This window comes from Thalassospira sp. UBA848 (genome assembly GCF_002295455.1).
Taxonomy (GTDB): Bacteria; Pseudomonadota; Alphaproteobacteria; order Rhodospirillales; family Thalassospiraceae; genus Thalassospira.
The window spans coordinates 1-16,117 of record NZ_DBGS01000109.1 but is presented as its reverse complement, the minus strand read 5'-3'; the positions used below and the strand labels follow the sequence as shown (position 1 = coordinate 16,117).

Genomic DNA, 16,117 nt, shown 5'->3' with positions numbered 1-16,117 from the left:
ATGCGGGCCAAAGCGGCCTGAACCGAAAAGAAAAGGCTGCCGTGTGGCAGCCTTTTTGTCAGTGTGACGATGTTTCGGTCGATCAGATCGACATGACAATACGGCCATCGATCTTGCCGTCGCGCATGCGGTCAAAGATCGAGTTGATGTTTTCCATCGGCTCTGTCGTGAAGTGGGAATGCACCTTGCCGTCACCGGCGAAATCAAGCGCTTCCTGAAGATCGGCACGGGTGCCGACGATTGATCCACGGATGGTTTTGCGCGACAGGACGGTATCGAAAATATCAAGCTCGAACGTGCCCGGCGGCAGACCGCAAAGCGCCATGGTCCCGCCACGGCCCAGCATGCCAACGCCCTGTTTGAAGGCCGCGCGCGACACGGCGGTTACCAGCACGCCATTGGCACCGCCCATCTGTTTTTGCACCTCGGACACAACATCGGCCTCTGCCGCATTCAGGGTCCAGTCGGCACCAAGATCTTTGGCGAGCTGAAGTTTCTCGTCGGCAATGTCAACGGCGATAACTTTCATGCCCATGGCCTTGGCATATTGAACCGCCATATGGCCCAGTCCACCGACACCGGAAATCACCACGGTTTCGCCCGGCTTGCATTCGGTTTCCTTAAGCCCCTTATAGACCGTGACACCGGCACAAAGCACCGGAGCTGCATTGCCAAATTCAAGCGGATCGGGCAGATGGCCAACATAGTTTGGATCGGCCAGAACATATTCGGCAAAGCCGCCATTCACGGAATAGCCGGTATTAAGCTGCTCGCCACACAATGTTTCCCAGCCGGTAACACAGTGATGGCAGTGCCCGCAGGCCGAATGCAGCCATGGCACACCAACACGGTCGCCTTCCTTGACGGATGTCACGCCTTCGCCAACTTCGGCAACGATGCCGACACCTTCATGGCCGGGGATAAAGGGCGGGTTTGGCTTGACCGGCCAGTCGCCTTCGGCGGCATGAAGGTCGGTGTGGCACACGCCGGATGCCTCGATCTTGACCAGAATTTTCCCTGGTGTGACCTTGGGAACGGTGACTTCTTCAATCGACAGCGGCTTGCCAAACGCCCGTACGACGGCGGCTTTCATGGTGGAGGGCATGGTGACATCTCCTTGCTGATGATACGGAAAAGAACGTCTTTTCTTCAAATATCGCGAGGGGGAGTGTCGTTGATTTCAGTTTGCACTACCATGAGGTGCATCAATTTTTTGATGAATTCTTACAAGCTGTGCAGGAGCCTTATTGGTCATCACCGTCAATGTCAGGCAATTCAAGGACATAGTCCTGATAATAGTCCGGCGGCATGCCGGCTTCATAACGCGCTTCGTCATTAAATGGCGGTTTGAGGGGGCCACGGAAATGTTTGCGCAGCATGTCATGCCACGTGGTGTAGTAGGGCAGGTCGCGCTGGTCACAGACATACTCGTAATATTTTCGACCCGCGGCGACATGGGCGATTTCATCATGGGCGATGATTTTTAGGATACACGCACTTTCCGTATCCCCATGCGCCAGAAGCCGTTCAATGGTTGGCGGCGTGGCATCAAGGCCACGGGCCTCAAACACCATCGGCACGACCGCCAGTCGTGGCAAAATGTCATAGGCCGTATCCATCGATGTCTGCCAAAGTCCGTCGTGGGCGGGCAGGTCGCCATAGGCCGCACCCAGTTCACCAAGGCGCTTGTTGATCATTTTGAAATGTCGGGCTTCATCATCGGCGACCTGAACCCATGCATCATGGAAATCACGCGGCATGTCTGCCTCGGGAAAGCGCACACACAGATCCCACGCCAGATCAATCGCGTTCAGTTCGATGTGGGCCAGCGCATGCAGAAGGCCGATACGGCCCTGAACACTGCCTTTCTTGCGCTTTGGCATTTTGTTGGGGGGGAGTAATTCCGGCTTTGCCGGGCGGCCGGGACGGTCGGGCAGATCGGTTGATCCGACTTCGCTGATCTCGCCATTGCGCCACATGGCTGCCAGTTCGGCAGTGACATTGGCCTTCTCCGCGGCATCGACGGTCAGAAGGGCCTTCTTGGCGGCATCAGAGAGGGTCAGTTGGGTCATGATCGTTTGACTGGTTATGATGGCAAATGGGTTGGCCTTGTCTGCCAGTTGCGCACGCACAGGTCAATTGGCAAACAAAGAAGGCGGCCCGCAGATCAATGCCGGGCCGCCTTTTTAAATCTTCAAGCGCGTATCAATCAGGTGATGTTAAAGCGCGCCAGTGCCTCTGCCAGATCCTCGCCAAAGGCATTGCCCTTGCGGATGATGGCGGTTCGGCATGGCAGATCCTGAAGCGATGGATGGTTCGGTGCGTCCGAAGTTAGAACCGCGGTCGGAATGCCGCGTGTCTTTGGCATCGCCTGAAGGGCGTTGGCCAGATCGACACCGCTTAGTTCATCAATGGTTTTGGCGACAATGATGAAATCCGGTCGGGTGCGGACGGCAAGCTCAATCGCTTCAAACGATGTTTGTGTAACCGAACTGCGATAGCCACAGGCGGCAAGTTCACGTTCCAGAATGGTTGCCATTGAACGCTGGGGAATCACCAGAAGCGCCTCGACATTGGCTTTGTTCAGCCAATTGGGGTCAATGTCGGGTGCGCGTTTGGATGGCAGTTCACGCACGAATTCGGCGGTATCCTGACCATCGGCGCTCATATCGCCGACAAGCAGTTTTTCGATCTTGTCGACAAAGGCCTGAATGTCGTCGATCGAGCCTTCATTCAATTCCTTGCAGGTGGTGACATAGTCTGCAAGGCGGTGGCTGGTCAGATTGATCAGCGGTGCGGCAACGGACTTGCCCTTGTATCGCAGATTGAAAACTTCGCGCTGGATGGCGGTCAAATGGCCCGGCTCGCTTTTGCTGCGCGCGTTCTGCAAGATCACATCGATGGAATTGATGATGTCATTTGCTTCATCGCGAAAATCCGCAAGCATTTGATCGTCGAGATCGACAACATTCTTGTTCATTGCTGTACCTGCTTTGCCGGCAGTCCCGGCTTGTTTTCCCCGATCAGGTGATTAACCGGTCACCCAATACTCCATACTCCCAAGTCTGAATTTTTATCCCGACATGCAAGGTATGGCAACACAATCAGTAAAAGGTAATGTCATCAGCGTTTTGATCAGAAACGCTTTTCCGGGGCAGGCAACGAAAAAGGCCCGGCTCTGGGCAGCCGGGCCTTAAAACATGAAAAGTTCTTTGCCTAAAGGGCCTTAACGGCCTCAAGTACCTCGGCAACGTGGCCTTTGACTTTTACCTTGCGCCAGGCATTACGAATGACACCATCGCCATCAATGACAAAGGTGGACCGCTCGATGCCCATGAATTTTTTGCCATACATGTTCTTTTCCTTCCACACACCGTAATCCTCGCAGGTGGTGCCGTTCTCGTCAGAGGCGAGAATGAAGTTCAGATCATGCTTGGCCTTGAATTTGTCGTGGCGTTCGGCGCTGTCCTTGGAAATGCCAATGATCTGCGCATCGACAGCACCGAAATCGGGTTCGGCGTCACGGAATTCGCAAGACTCGGTCGTGCAGCCCGGCGTCATGTCCTTGGGATAGAAATAGATCACTACCGGCTTGCCGGCCAGATCAGACAGCTTAACGCTGCCATTGCCATCTGTCGGCAGTTCAAAATCCGGGGCCTTGTCACCAACATCAACAGTCATGGTCTATCCTTTATCTTTCGGGACCGCATAGCGGCATGTTGCAACCGTGAAAATACAAAGCCTTATAAGGATGGCAAGGGGTCTTGGATCATTGCGGCGCATCAGTCGGCGCAATCTTTTCCGCAGGGGCTGCAACCACGCGATCATAGATTTCCTTGATGCGGGTTGCCGTTATTTCCATCTTGTCCTGTAGACTTGCGAAATCATCACATTTCCCGGCGTTTGCCAGCATTTTTTGCAAATCCTCGCTGGCCTTCTCCGGGTCAAATGGTCCTTCTGTGGTCAGGCGCAGCATGGCCTGCAAGGCCAGCCAGAAGGAACTGCCATTGGCGAGGAATTCGGCTTCGTCAGCTTCAAGGATGCCCGCCGTGCCGAGATTCTTGAAAACCTCGCGCGTTGTGGGCGACAGGATTTCGGGATGGTCATGGGCGTGGCGTAGTTGCAGATATTGCGCAATGAATTCCAGATCAACCAGCCCGCCACGACGCATCTTGATCGCCCATGGGTGGTTGTCACCTTTGCCGGCTTCCATGCGATTGCGCATATCATAAACCGCACGGACCAGCTGGTCCGGATCGCGTTGCTTGCACAGAACGTCATTGGTGGTTGCCAAAACCTTGTCACAGAGCGCTTTGGGGCCATAAACAGCACGCAGGCGGGTTAGCGCCATGTGCTCCCACGTCCAGGCTTCATTGTTCTGATAGGTCTCAAAGCTTTTGAAATGAGTGGCAAGTGGCCCTTTGGACCCACTGGGGCGCAGGCGAAGATCCGTTTCAAACAGCACCCCTTCGGCAGTCGGGGCCGACAGGGCATTGATATAGCGCTGGCTTAAGCGGATGAAATAATGTCCGGGCGATAACGGCTTTTGGCCATCGGATTCCTCGGCGTCCTCAGGCACTTCATAGATGAATACCATATCAAGATCCGAGCCGGGGGACAGTTCCTGACCGCCATGTTTGCCAAGCGCAAAGACTGCAAGGCCACCATCGGCAAACGTACCATGCTTGGCGGCAAAATCTTCGGCAATGCGCGGGAACAGGGCGCGGATGGCGACATCGGCAACATCGGCCAACGCCCGACCGGCTTCGTGCGGCGTGTGGCGGTTCTGGATGGTTTGCACATCAATCTGGAACTTCTGGTCATTGGCCCAGCGCCGCGCAGCATCCAGCCAGTCCTCAACCATGTCTTCACGCGACAGGCGTGCATCCAGTTCGGCAATCATGGCATCGGCATCGGGCAGTTCCTCGTGGAATCCCGACATCAACACGTAATCAAGTACCGCAGCGTTACGCCCGATATATTTCGCCATGCGTGGCGCCGTCCCGGCGATCTGTGCCAGAAGTTCAAGCAATTGCGGATTTGCCGTGAACAGCGAAAACAGCTGTACCCCGGCCGGAAGACCCTTGAGGAAATCATCAAAGGCCCGAAAGGCCATGTCGGGGTTGGTGGTTTTACCAAGTGCCGCCAGAAGGGTCGGCATCAGTTCCGTCAGGATTTCACGTGCCCGGCGCGACCGGGTCGCGCGATAGCGGCCATGATGCCAGCCACGCACCGTGACCGAGACGTTTTCGGCATTTTCAAAGCCCATTTCACGCAGGTTTTTCAGCGTATCGGGATCATCTTCAGTGCCGGTGAAAACAAGGTTGCCCGATGTTCCGGCAAGCGGCACGTCATCTTCAAACAGTTCGGCATAGTTGTTTTCGACATTGCGCAAATGAAGCAGCAAGTCGGCCTTAAAGGCATCAAGCGTTTCATAGCCAAGGAAGGTCGCAAGGGCGAGCAACCCCTGATCTGTATCGGGCAGGGTTTGGGTCTGCTGATCATTGATCATTTGCAGGCGGTGTTCGACCGTGCGCAGGAACTCATAGGCCGCCACCATCTCGTCGCGGACTTCCTCGGACACCTGACCGAATTCGGTCAGGGTGCGCAGCGTGTCGCATGTCGCCTTGCCACGAAGCGCAATCTCACGTCCGCCCCAGATCAACTGTTGGGTCTGGGCAAAAAACTCGATCTCGCGGATACCGCCACGGCCCAGTTTAACGTTGTGGCCGGGGATGTTGATCTTGCTGCCGCCCTTGTGGGCATTGATCTGGCGTTTGATGGAATGAATGTCCTGAATGGCAATGAAATCAAGATGCTTGCGCCAGACAAACGGGCGCAAAATTTCAAGAAACTCATTGCCCGAAACGCGATCTCCACCAACGATACGGGCCTTGATCATGGCCGCGCGTTCCCAGTTTTGCCCGACTGTTTCGTAATAGGTTTCAGCCGCAATCATCGACAGGATCGGTGGCGTTGATGAAGGATCCGGGCGCAGGCGCAGGTCGGTGCGAAACACATATCCATCACCCGTGCGTTCTTCCATGATCCGGGTGATGTCACGTACCATCCGCACCAGGTCCTGATGAATGCGATCAGGATCGACATAGGTCACCACATCCTGGTCATAGAGAAAGATCAGGTCGATGTCCGATGAATAGTTAAGTTCCCCCGCACCGAGTTTGCCCATGCCAATGGCAAAGATGCCCGATCCTTCAAGCGGGTTTTCCGGGTTTGGCAGGTCATAATTACGCAGGCGCGCCATGGCTGACAGGCAATGCGCCATGGTGAAATCAAGGGTACGTTCGGCTGTTTCACTGATTGCCGAGGTGATCTGATCAAGTGGCCAGGCCTTGCAGATGTCGGCAATCGCGATCACAAGGGCCGCCTTGCGTTTCGCAATGCGTACAGCGGCCATTGTCGCGGCCTGATCCAGATCGCGGGCATTCGCACTGACGTTGACCGGATTAAGTGCGTTGGCAAAGGCCTGTTCAAGGCCATTGTCAAACACGTCGCAGACCGTATCGGGATCACGGAGGCAAAGATTGGTCAGATAGGGGCTGTTGCCAAACAGGGCTTCAAGAACCGCACGTTTTTGGGGATCGGACGCAATCTCGCCAATTTTGTCTGACAAGCTTTCGAAAACGGGCCGATCACCCAGCGCGTTCCAGCGTTCGAACGCGTTGGCGACACGGTCGGAATCGAAGGCGTGGGGCAGGTCCTGTGAAATCCAGGAAAGAGACACTTTTTGCGTTCCTTGTATTGCGAAGTGGCAACAAACCGCGCTATGCAAAGGGTTGCGCCTGATTGCATAATTTCTGCAAGGAGTTGGGTGTCCTGATCAACAGGACGACTTAACCATTTCTAGCTTTTCTGTGATCGGACAAAAAGGGGAATAGATCAATAACGGTCTGGTACTTTCAGGTAATATGGTTGCCAATGACACATCGACAACCATCGCGGATATGACAGGTTGTTGATATTGCTGCATATGACATCGGTAAAACAGGGTACAAAGAGTGCGCCACGTTAAGACCTTTGCCGGATGGCTGGCGCTGACGTTATCAGCCATCGTCCTGTTTGTCGGCGTGTTCGCAGCTGTCACCATCTGGCGGCTGTCACAGGAACCCGTGTCCCTGCACCGCTTGACCCCGTATATTGTTGATCATCTCAATCAATCCATGGGAAACACCCGACTGGCCGTGGGCGATATCGTTCTGCGCTGGCGCGGCTGGGATGAAAAGTTCGATGTCGGCTTGCGCCAGGTCAGCATCTTTGGTCCTGACAATCAGGAACTCCTTAACGTTCCCGAAGCCGATGTGGTGTTTTCCAGCAAGGCGCTGTTTGAAGGCGTCCTTGCGCTTCGCGAACTTAATCTGATTGGTCCGCGCATCCGCCTTGAACGCAGCGCGGATGGCAAGATCGATATCGGCTATGTCGCCGCAGACACCGCAGAAGATGTTACAGCCCTGGCCGAAGATACAGATCAAGCAAATGATGTTACGGCCCCTGCGGCGCAAACCTATGAAAAAGGTCGTGGATCATCCGTCACGATTGAGCTGCCCGGCGCACCAGAGGCAGAACTTGACCCTATTCCAGAAGTGACGCCTGAATCCCCAACCGTCGAGCGTTCCGCAAACTCTGTTCTGCAAGATGTCTTTGCCATTCTGTCGGGCGAGCGTACCGATATTCCGGCGGCGGCCTATTTTGAAAGCTTTGGGGTCGTCAATGCTGATCTTCAGGTGCGCGATGAGAAAATCGGAATTGTCTGGGCCGCACCACAAGCCGATATCATGCTATCGCGTCAGGCTTTCGGGATCGGGGCAGAAGCCTCCATGCTGGTCAGTGCGGGGGATATCTCAACCGAGATCAAGGTGACTGGTGATTACAGCAGGGAAACCGGCGAGGTTGATCTTGCAGCGGAACTGGGTGAGGTGCAGCTGGCCGACCTTGCCAGTATCTCGGATTTGTTTGAAAAATTGCGCGATGCCTACGTACCTGTGTCCGGCAAGTTGCAGGCAACTTTTGATCCGAACGGGGAATTGCTTGTTGCCTCGACGGATCTTTCGGTTGGCAGCGGCATCATCACTTTTCCCGACGAAATGCGCGCAAACTATCGCGTTTCAGATGGGCAGATCGTCACAAGCTTTGTTCCGGGCCGGTTCAGCATCGATAACGTTGTGATAAATGTCGGTGATGCGTCGGCCAAGCTTCAGGGCGTCGTGCTTGATCCGTTCGGGCAGTGGCAGGTGAACCTTGATGCGTCGGCCAAGGATGTCGCGACCAATGATCTTGATCGCCTCTGGCCCGAAGGTGTTGGATATGACGCCCGTGAATGGGTTGTCACCAACCTTTCCGAAGGGATCGTTCATCAGGCGACGCTTCATACGGAACTGCATAAGGGTGATGCAGATGACATTATTCTTGATGATCTTGGCGGCCAAATGACGATGTCGGGTGTGACGGTACATTATCTGGGTGAAATGCCCAGTGTGCTGAATGCCGCTGGCCGCGCCGAGTTTGACGAAACCAGTTTCAGTATCTTTGTCGATACCGGTGAGACAGATGGTCTTCAAGTCACGGATGCCAGTATCGTCTTCTCCAAGTTGCATGAACCCGTGCCCTCCGCCGATATTGAAATTGTCGCACAAGGCAGCGCGCGTAAGGCCCTTGAACTGATCGAGGCAAAACCGCTTGGTTTTGCGACCCGTCTGGGCATTGACCCGGCCCGGATCAGGGGTGACCAAGCCACGCGCGTGCGTCTGAATTTTCCGCTTTTGCGTGATGTGACTTTTGATGATGTTGAGGTTGCAGCAGCGTCGCGCATTGAAAATGCCGCGATTGCGTCGGCATTCCGCGGCATGGATATCGCCGATGGCAGCTTTGAATTGCAGGTCAATACCAAGGGGTTGGAGCTGGGCGGTACGGCAACCGTTGGCCGCGGCACCACCAATATCAACTGGGTGGAAACGTTTGACGACGGCGCGGCTGTCACAAGTCACTACAAGCTGTCGGGCGATCTTGATCTTGCGGTTCTGCCTGATATCGAACTTGATCCGGGGCCGTACCTGAACGGGATGGCAAAGGGCGATCTTGATATTCAGGTTGCCTCCGACGCGGTGCGCGTGGTCGGTGATATTGATCTTGCCGATGTTAGAATTTCCGTTCCGACTGAAACAATCGGCTATCGCAAGGAACCTGGCGCTGCCGCGTCGGCCAGGTTTGGTGTTGCCGTCCAGTTTGATGGTGGCGGGGTGGTCGATAGTTTCGCGATCTCGGCGCCTGCCGTTGAAGCCAGCGGACGTGGAAGCTGGCGTGGTGATAACGTCATGGCCGACAAATGGCTGGTCGAGCTGCAAGACACCCGATTCCGCGAGAATATCGGCATTGCCGGCACTGTTCGTATGGAAGAAGACGAAAGAGTGCTGATTGATCTTCGAGGTGCGCAGTTTGACCTGCGTTCGTTCATCGATGATGAGGCATCCGATGAAAAAACACCTGATCCTGAACCCGACGCGCAGAACTATCTTGTCACGCTTGCAGCCGATGGCTTCCTGTTAAAGGGCGAAGAACCGCTTCTGAATGATGGCAAAATCACATTGCGTCAGCAAGGCGACCAACGCGAACTTGAAATCACCGCCCGCCAACTGATCGCCACCCCGTGGATCGTGGATGAAGACGACGATGGCGAGGACAAGCGCAAGGACCTGTCGGACGCCAATAGTGGCGGGATTGGCGAACGTGCCGAACGCTCCGGCGGAAGCACAGAGGTGTTCCTGAACATCGAACAAATGGTCATGGCCAATGGAGAACTGCTGGCCGATGTGCGTGGTTCGATCCACACGGTCGGGCAGGAATGGGACCGTCTTGTTCTTAATGGGGCATTTGGCGACCGTGCAAACGTGTTTGCCCAGGTTGTCCGCGAGGATTTCCAGACACGCAAGGTAACACTCACCAGTGAAGATGCCGGTCGTTTCCTGCGTGCGGTTGATATGTATGACAACCTTCTGGGCGGGCGCATGACGATTGAAGGTACGGTTGACGAAAGTGATGTTTCCCAGCCCTTCACCGGTCAGGCGAGCATTGATGAATTTCGCGTCGTTAACGCACCGATTGCGGCTCGTGTCCTGAGTGCCGCATCCCTGACCGGGCTTGGCGATGTTTTGCAAGGCAATGGTATTTCGTTTAACGCGCTCAATGGCGACTTCACCTATGTAAATGATGTCCTGTCACTTTCAAAGGTGGCGGCAAACGGGGCCGCTGTCGGGGTAACAGCCAATGGTTCGATTGATCTGGCTAAATCCGAGATCCGTCTTGCCGGATCGATTGTGCCGGTCTATGCGCTGAACTCGGCACTCGGTGCAATTCCGCTGCTTGGGGATATTCTGGTCGGTGAAGAGGGGGGCGGTATCTTTGCCCCGACATACACGATTGAAGGCGATCTTGATGAACCAAGTATCACGGTCAATCCGCTCTCGACATTTGTGCCTGGCGTGTTCCGCAACCTGATCACAGGTGCCGAACCGGGTTAATCTGATCGCCCAGCACAAAAAAAGCCCCGCACGACTATCGGCGGGGCTTTTTTTATGGGTATTTTGTGATCAGACAGGTTTGATCAGCACGTGGCGCTTTTTGCCAGCAGAAACCTTGATCACGCCATCCGCATTAACGGCATCGGCCGTGATGGTTGCGTTTTCATCGCTGACTTTTTCGTCATTGATCTTGGCACCACCACCCTTGATCAGGCGACGGGCTTCACCACCCGATTTGGCAAGTTCCGCGCGACGGAACAGGTCAAAGGCCGGAATGCCGGCATCCAGATCAGCCTTGGCGACTTCCACAGTCGGAAGATCATCTGCCAGAACACCTTCTTCAAAGGTTTTGCGGGCGGTTTCAGCCGCTGCAAGGGCTGCTTCTTCGCCACGACAAAGTTTGACTGCCTCGAATGCCAGAACCTTTTTGGCTTCGTTGATCTGAGAGCCTTCAAGCTTTTCGTATTCGGCAATCTGATCAAGCGACATTTCGGTAAACAGACGCATGAATTTAATCACGTCTGCGTCTTCGGTGTTACGCCAGAACTGGTAGTAGTCATAAGATGACAGGCGTTCTTCATTCAGCCAGACAGCGCCAGCCGCAGTCTTGCCCATCTTCGCACCCGATGCGGTGGTCATCAGCGGCGTGGTCAGGCCAAACAGCGACTTGTCATCGACACGACGGCCCAGCTCGACACCATTGACGATGTTGCCCCACTGATCCGATCCACCCATTTGCAGGGTGCAGCCATAGTTGCGGTTCAGTTCGACAAAGTCATAAGCCTGCAGAATCATGTAGTTGAATTCAAGGAAGCTCAGTGACTGTTCACGGTCCAGGCGGAGCTTGACGGAATCAAAGCTCAGCATGCGGTTGACCGAGAAATGGCGACCGAAATCACGCAGGAACTCAATGTAGTTGAGCTTGTCCAGCCAGTCGGCGTTATTGACCATGACCGCATCGGTCGGGCCGTCACCAAACGACAGGAACTGCTGGAAGACCTTTTTGATGCCCGCCATGTTGGCTTCGATGATTTCATCGGTCAGTACCGGGCGCGCATCATCGCGGCCAGTCGGGTCACCAACGCGGGTCGTGCCGCCCCCCATCAGGACGATCGGCTTGTGGCCGGTTTTCTGCAACCAGCGCAGCATCATGATTGATACCAGGGAGCCGACATGCAGGCTGTCAGCCGTGCAATCATAACCCACATAGCACACCACCGTATTTTCCGATGCATAGGCATCAAGGCCTTCAAGATCAGTACATTGGTGGACGTAACCGCGGTCATGCATGACGCGGAGAAAATCAGACTTCAGTTCAGTCATGGTTTTTGCGCTATGTTGGTTGTGATAGAAAATTCGATCCGCCGATTGGTGCGGAGGCGATGATCTAGCACAGAAAACATCCGCTCGGCAACGCATCGGCGAACAGATCTGCTATCCGGGTAACGAATTCGCGATAATTTCGTTCTAGTCTGCGTTAAACCACCAGTTTACTGCGCACGGAGCACGACATGACACAAGGCTGGATCACAGCAATTGGCATGATGAGCGGCACGTCCCTTGATGGGGTGGATGCGGCCCTGATTGAAACCGATGGCGTTGAGGTGCGCCGCACCGGACAATCGGTTTTTGTGCCCTATGCCCCGGAATTGCGCGAACGCATGCGGGCCTGCTTCGGCAATCGCAGTGCGACCAACAGCGAACATGTCGTGGCCGATGATCTGACACAGGTGCATGTTGACGCTGTTAACATGCTGCTTGATAAATCCGGCGTTTCAGCAGCTGATGTTGGCGTCATCGGATTTCACGGTCAGACGGTATTTCATGAACCGGGTAATGGCATCACGCGCCAGATCGGAACGCCGCACATGCTTGCCCAACAAACCGGCATTCCGGTGGTGGCCGATTTCAGGTTGGCGGATGTGGCGGCCGGGGGTGAGGGGGCGCCACTTGCCCCGGTTTATCATGCAGCCCTGATCAAAAGTGCCGGTCTTGAATTGCCTGTGGCGGTGTTGAACATTGGTGGGGTCTCAAACGTCACCTATATCGATGCGGATGATGCGTTGCTCGCCTTTGACTGCGGGCCGGGCAATGCCAGGCTTGATGACTGGATGCTGCGCCATACCGGTAATCCGGTCGATTTGAACGGGGCAACGGCCGCATCAGGTACGGGCGACCCGATGGTTGAGGTCAAATTCCTTGAAGATCCGTATTTTGATCGGATCCCGCCGAAATCACTTGATCGCGAAGATATGGCAGCACGCATCGACGGGCTGGTGGTCGAGGCCAAGCTGAATGTGCCTGACGGGGCGGCAACGCTTGCCAATTGCACGGTGGCAGCCATTGTTGCCGGTGTGAACCATTTGCCAAGTGCGCCGAAAGGCTGGTTCGTCTGCGGTGGCGGTCGGCATAATGATTACATCATGGCGACACTTGCAGCCCGTCTTGGTGTGCCGGTACGCTCGGTGGACGAGCTGAATTGGGATGGTGATGCGGTTGAGGCGGAATGTTTTGGTTTTCTGGCCGTGCGACATTTGCGGGATTTGCCGCTAAGTTTCCCTGGAACAACCGGTGTCCCGGAACCGTGTTGTGGCGGAAAGCTGTACACAACAAAAAAGGCCGCCTGATCAGGCGGCCTTCCGTTTTATTCTTAAAAGCATGTAGCGCGTTACGCGCCGCGCTTGTCCAGATAGGCAATCGAATGCTTGATCACGTCATCTTGCTGTTTGGCAAAATAGTGATCGGCACCGTCAATCGCGCACATGTCGACTTCAATACCCTTCTGGGCATTGAGCTTGTCGGCAAGTTTGTTAACCGATGCCACCGGGATGTTGGTGTCCTGGCTGCCGTGGATCAGAATGCCGGATGACGGGCAAGGGGCAAGGAAGGTGAAGTCATGTTCACTTGCCGGGGCTGCGACCGAAATAAATCCGTCAATTTCCGGACGGCGCATCAGAAGCTGCATGCCGATCCAGGAACCGAACGAATAACCGGCGACCCAGGTTGCGCGCGCATTGGCGTTATAGGTCTGCATCCAGTCAAGCGCGGATGCCGCATCCGAGAGTTCGCCGATGCCCTGATCGAAGACACCCTGTGAGCGACCCACACCGCGGAAGTTGAACCGCATGACGGAATAGCCGCGATCCTTGAACATGTTGAACATGTTGAAGCACAACTTGTTATTCATTGTGCCACCCTGTTGCGGGTTTGGATGGAGGATAAGTGCGATGGGCGAATCGTCAGCGCCGTTATGATGGTAGCGACCTTCAAGGCGACCTTCGGGGCCGTTAAAAATGACCTCAGGCATGGATCAGACTGCTCCTGTCCACGAATGGAAAGATGTGTGTAACAAAAATATCCGAGTGTTTTTGTGAGTTTTTTCGTGTTTGTGCATAAATTGCGTTGGGCAAATACTTGACCAAGTTACTCGGTTATCCTATATTCCGGCTAACCCCATGTTGCGTGTCTCACCCGCTTTCGCGATCTGCGCGAGGCTGGGCGTAGAAGCGGTTGCCGGGAATCGAAGGTACTAATTACACAGTGGACCGCCCCATGTTCAAGCTAATTCGTCAGGAAATTGACGCGATGATTGCCCGTGACCCTGCGGCGCGATCCCGCTGGGAAGTCGTGATCAGCTATCCGGCGTTCCATGCGATCATGGGCTATCGCGGTACGCACTGGCTGTGGCAGCGCGGTTTTCGCCTCACGGCCCGTTTCCTGTCGCAGATTTTGCGCTGGTTGACCGGGATCGAAATTCACCCGGGGGCAACAATCGGCAAGCGCTTCTTTATCGACCATGGCATGGGTGTTGTGATCGGCGAAACCGCGGAACTTGGTGATGATGTAACATTGTATCAGGGCGTTACCCTTGGCGGGACGTCGCCTAGCGTAAACAGCGATGGTCAGCGCGGTCTGAAACGTCACCCGACGCTTGAAGACGGTGTGATTGTTGGCTCTGGCGCGCAAATCCTTGGCCCGTTCACCGTGCGCAAGAATGCACGTGTTGGCGGCAACGCGGTTGTGCTTTCCGAGGTGCCTGAAGGGGCAACTGTGGTTGGTATTCCGGCCAAGATTGTACGCCGTGAACAGGATGACCGGTTCTGTGCTTATGGTACGCCGCTTGGCGATCTGCCGGATCCGGTGGCCCGTGCCCTTGATGAGCTCGGTCGTGAAGTCAAGACGCTGCGCGACAAGGTCGTTGCGCTGGAGGTTGAAAAAGCCGGCGAGGAAAGCGCACCGGAAAAACCGCGTATCGTCGCATCATCGGAATAGAATTTGCGCATGCATTGCGTAATGTGAATGAACAAGCCCGCTTTAGGTAACCCGAAAGCAAGGCAGGAGGACGCACCGTGAAGCTGAGTACAAAAGGCCGCTATGCCGTGATGGCAATGGTCGATCTCGCTGAAAGCAGCAAGGACCGACCGGTCGCACTTGCAGATATTGCGGACCGCCAGGAAATTTCACTTTCTTATCTGGAACAGCTGTTTGGCAAATTGCGCAAGGGCGGCTTGGTCCGTTCAGTGCGCGGACCGGGTGGCGGTTATTTGCTGGCACGCAATGCCACCGAAACCCGTGTGGCCGATGTCATTCTGGCTGTGGACGAGCCGATCCGTGCAACCCGTTGCAAATCCGGCTCGCCCAAGGGCTGCAAGGGAAACAAGGGCCGTTGTCAGACCCACGAACTGTGGGAAGAGCTTGGCAACCAGATTTATCTGTATCTTGCCTCTGTCAGCCTTGCTGATGTGGTAGATCGCAACGTGGCGGGAACGCTTCGGACATTCCCGGGTAAAACAACCCAGATCGAAGAGCCGTCGCAGGTTGCGGCACAGTAATTGGTCCTCTATATCGAGGGCAGATGCGAATAAGGATGATTTTAAACTGATGACCGATCAGGTTTATCTCGACTACAACGCCAGCGCGCCGCTTTGCGATGATGCAAAGCAGGCCATGATCGCTGCGATGGATGTTGCAGGTAATCCGTCATCGGTTCATGCCAGTGGCCGTGCCGCGCGCAAGATCGTTGATCATGCCCGGCGCACCATCGCCGATCTGGTGGGGGGCGATTCCGAACGGATCGTTTTCACCAGCGGTGGAACAGAGGCCAACAATCTGGCGTTAAACGGATTAGAGGACGTCACCGTATTTACCAGTGCGGTCGAGCATCCCTCGGTCATCGAAGCACGGCCCGATGCCAAACGCATTCCGGTGGATGCAAACGGCGTGATTGATCTGGTCGCGCTTGAAACGATGCTTAAGGACGCATCGGATGCCGGGCAAAAGGTTCTGGTGTCGGTCATGCTGGCCAATAATGAAACCGGCGTCATTCAGCCGGTGGCCAAGGTTGGTCTGCTGGCGCGCGAATATGGTGCGAAGGTCCATTGTGACGCTGTTCAGGCGCTGGGACGTTTGCCGGTCGATATGAACCGTTTGCTGGTTGATATGGTGTCAATCTCGGCTCATAAGATCGGCGGTCCGAAAGGTGTTGGTGCGCTGGCGATTGCACCGGGCGTAATGCTGGTCCCCCAGATCCGGGGCGGAGGGCAGGAAAAATACCGCCGTGGTGGCACGGAAAACGTTGTCGGGAT

At 55.2% G+C, this 16,117-nt stretch carries 12 protein-coding genes; 5 read left to right on the top strand and 7 right to left on the bottom strand.

All coding sequences use genetic code 11. The features are described 5' to 3' along the window. Positions 1-82: 82 nt before the first annotated feature. The 5 genes from adhP to B2R48_RS14985 all read right to left on the bottom strand — a co-directional run bounded on the left by adhP (position 83) and on the right by B2R48_RS14985 (position 6,745). On the bottom strand, positions 83-1,105 hold the full coding sequence (adhP, locus tag B2R48_RS15005) for an alcohol dehydrogenase AdhP (RefSeq protein ID WP_062957409.1): 1,023 nt from the start codon (positions 1,103-1,105) through the stop codon (positions 83-85). A 139-nt stretch (positions 1,106-1,244) separates the two neighbouring features. After that, positions 1,245-2,072, bottom strand: coding sequence for a ferritin-like domain-containing protein (locus B2R48_RS15000; protein WP_297001980.1), 828 nt, complete (start codon positions 2,070-2,072; stop codon positions 1,245-1,247). A gap of 137 nt (positions 2,073-2,209) precedes the next feature. Continuing rightward, positions 2,210-2,980: a response regulator gene (locus B2R48_RS14995; RefSeq protein WP_297001977.1), complete on the bottom strand. Its 771-nt coding sequence runs from the start codon at positions 2,978-2,980 to the stop codon at positions 2,210-2,212. 236 nt (positions 2,981-3,216) lie between these two features. Then, entirely contained in the window at positions 3,217-3,681 is a 465-nt protein-coding gene (gene bcp / locus B2R48_RS14990) for a thioredoxin-dependent thiol peroxidase (RefSeq protein ID WP_297001974.1), read from the bottom strand. Between the two features lie 88 nt (positions 3,682-3,769). After that, the gene (locus B2R48_RS14985) at positions 3,770-6,745 is read right to left on the bottom strand and encodes a bifunctional [glutamine synthetase] adenylyltransferase/[glutamine synthetase]-adenylyl-L-tyrosine phosphorylase (RefSeq protein ID WP_297001972.1); all 2,976 of its coding nucleotides are present in this window, start codon (positions 6,743-6,745) and stop codon (positions 3,770-3,772) included. 274 nt (positions 6,746-7,019) lie between these two features. On the opposite strand from B2R48_RS14985, the gene B2R48_RS14980 reads away from it, so the two are divergent. Continuing rightward, on the top strand, positions 7,020-10,532 hold the full coding sequence (locus B2R48_RS14980; protein WP_297001968.1) for an AsmA-like C-terminal domain-containing protein: 3,513 nt from the start codon (positions 7,020-7,022) through the stop codon (positions 10,530-10,532). A gap of 69 nt (positions 10,533-10,601) precedes the next feature. On the opposite strand, the gene tyrS is transcribed toward B2R48_RS14980, so the two are convergent. Continuing rightward, complete coding sequence (gene tyrS, locus B2R48_RS14975; protein ID WP_297001966.1) at positions 10,602-11,855, bottom strand: tyrosine--tRNA ligase; 1,254 nt, start codon at positions 11,853-11,855, stop codon at positions 10,602-10,604. A gap of 188 nt (positions 11,856-12,043) precedes the next feature. Here tyrS and B2R48_RS14970 point away from each other — a divergent pair, with 188 nt between their 5' ends. Further along, positions 12,044-13,159 carry an anhydro-N-acetylmuramic acid kinase gene (locus B2R48_RS14970; RefSeq protein ID WP_297001964.1) on the top strand — a complete coding sequence of 372 codons (1,116 nt, stop codon included), beginning with the start codon at positions 12,044-12,046 and terminating at the stop codon, positions 13,157-13,159. Positions 13,160-13,200: 41 nt separating this feature from the next. On the opposite strand, the gene B2R48_RS14965 is transcribed toward B2R48_RS14970, so the two are convergent. Beyond that, positions 13,201-13,839 carry an alpha/beta hydrolase gene (locus tag B2R48_RS14965; RefSeq protein ID WP_062957401.1) on the bottom strand — a complete coding sequence of 213 codons (639 nt, stop codon included), beginning with the start codon at positions 13,837-13,839 and terminating at the stop codon, positions 13,201-13,203. Between the two features lie 245 nt (positions 13,840-14,084). Here B2R48_RS14965 and cysE point away from each other — a divergent pair, with 245 nt between their 5' ends. From cysE to B2R48_RS14950, 3 genes are all read left to right on the top strand, one after another. Then, positions 14,085-14,804 carry a serine O-acetyltransferase gene (gene cysE / locus B2R48_RS14960; RefSeq protein ID WP_297001960.1) on the top strand — a complete coding sequence of 240 codons (720 nt, stop codon included), beginning with the start codon at positions 14,085-14,087 and terminating at the stop codon, positions 14,802-14,804. Between the two features lie 77 nt (positions 14,805-14,881). Then, a complete protein-coding gene (locus tag B2R48_RS14955) occupies positions 14,882-15,364 on the top strand; it encodes an Rrf2 family transcriptional regulator (RefSeq protein ID WP_062957400.1) in 483 nt (160 codons plus the stop codon). 49 nt (positions 15,365-15,413) lie between these two features. Next, on the top strand, positions 15,414-16,117 hold a 704-nt coding region (locus B2R48_RS14950), incomplete at its 3' end, for a cysteine desulfurase family protein (RefSeq protein ID WP_297001955.1).

What these genes read in the sequence shown, in the direction of transcription:
- adhP (WP_062957409.1), bottom strand. Translation starts at nt 1,105, where the DNA reads ATGCCCTCCACCATGAAAGCCGCCGTCGTACGGGCGTTTGGCAAGCCG.
- B2R48_RS15000 (WP_297001980.1), bottom strand. Translation starts at nt 2,072, where the DNA reads ATGACCCAACTGACCCTCTCTGATGCCGCCAAGAAGGCCCTTCTGACC.
- B2R48_RS14995 (WP_297001977.1), bottom strand. Translation starts at nt 2,980, where the DNA reads ATGAACAAGAATGTTGTCGATCTCGACGATCAAATGCTTGCGGATTTT.
- bcp (WP_297001974.1), bottom strand. Translation starts at nt 3,681, where the DNA reads ATGACTGTTGATGTTGGTGACAAGGCCCCGGATTTTGAACTGCCGACA.
- tyrS (WP_297001966.1), bottom strand. Translation starts at nt 11,855, where the DNA reads ATGACTGAACTGAAGTCTGATTTTCTCCGCGTCATGCATGACCGCGGT.
- B2R48_RS14970 (WP_297001964.1), top strand. Translation starts at nt 12,044, where the DNA reads ATGACACAAGGCTGGATCACAGCAATTGGCATGATGAGCGGCACGTCC.
- B2R48_RS14965 (WP_062957401.1), bottom strand. Translation starts at nt 13,839, where the DNA reads ATGCCTGAGGTCATTTTTAACGGCCCCGAAGGTCGCCTTGAAGGTCGC.
- cysE (WP_297001960.1), top strand. Translation starts at nt 14,085, where the DNA reads ATGTTCAAGCTAATTCGTCAGGAAATTGACGCGATGATTGCCCGTGAC.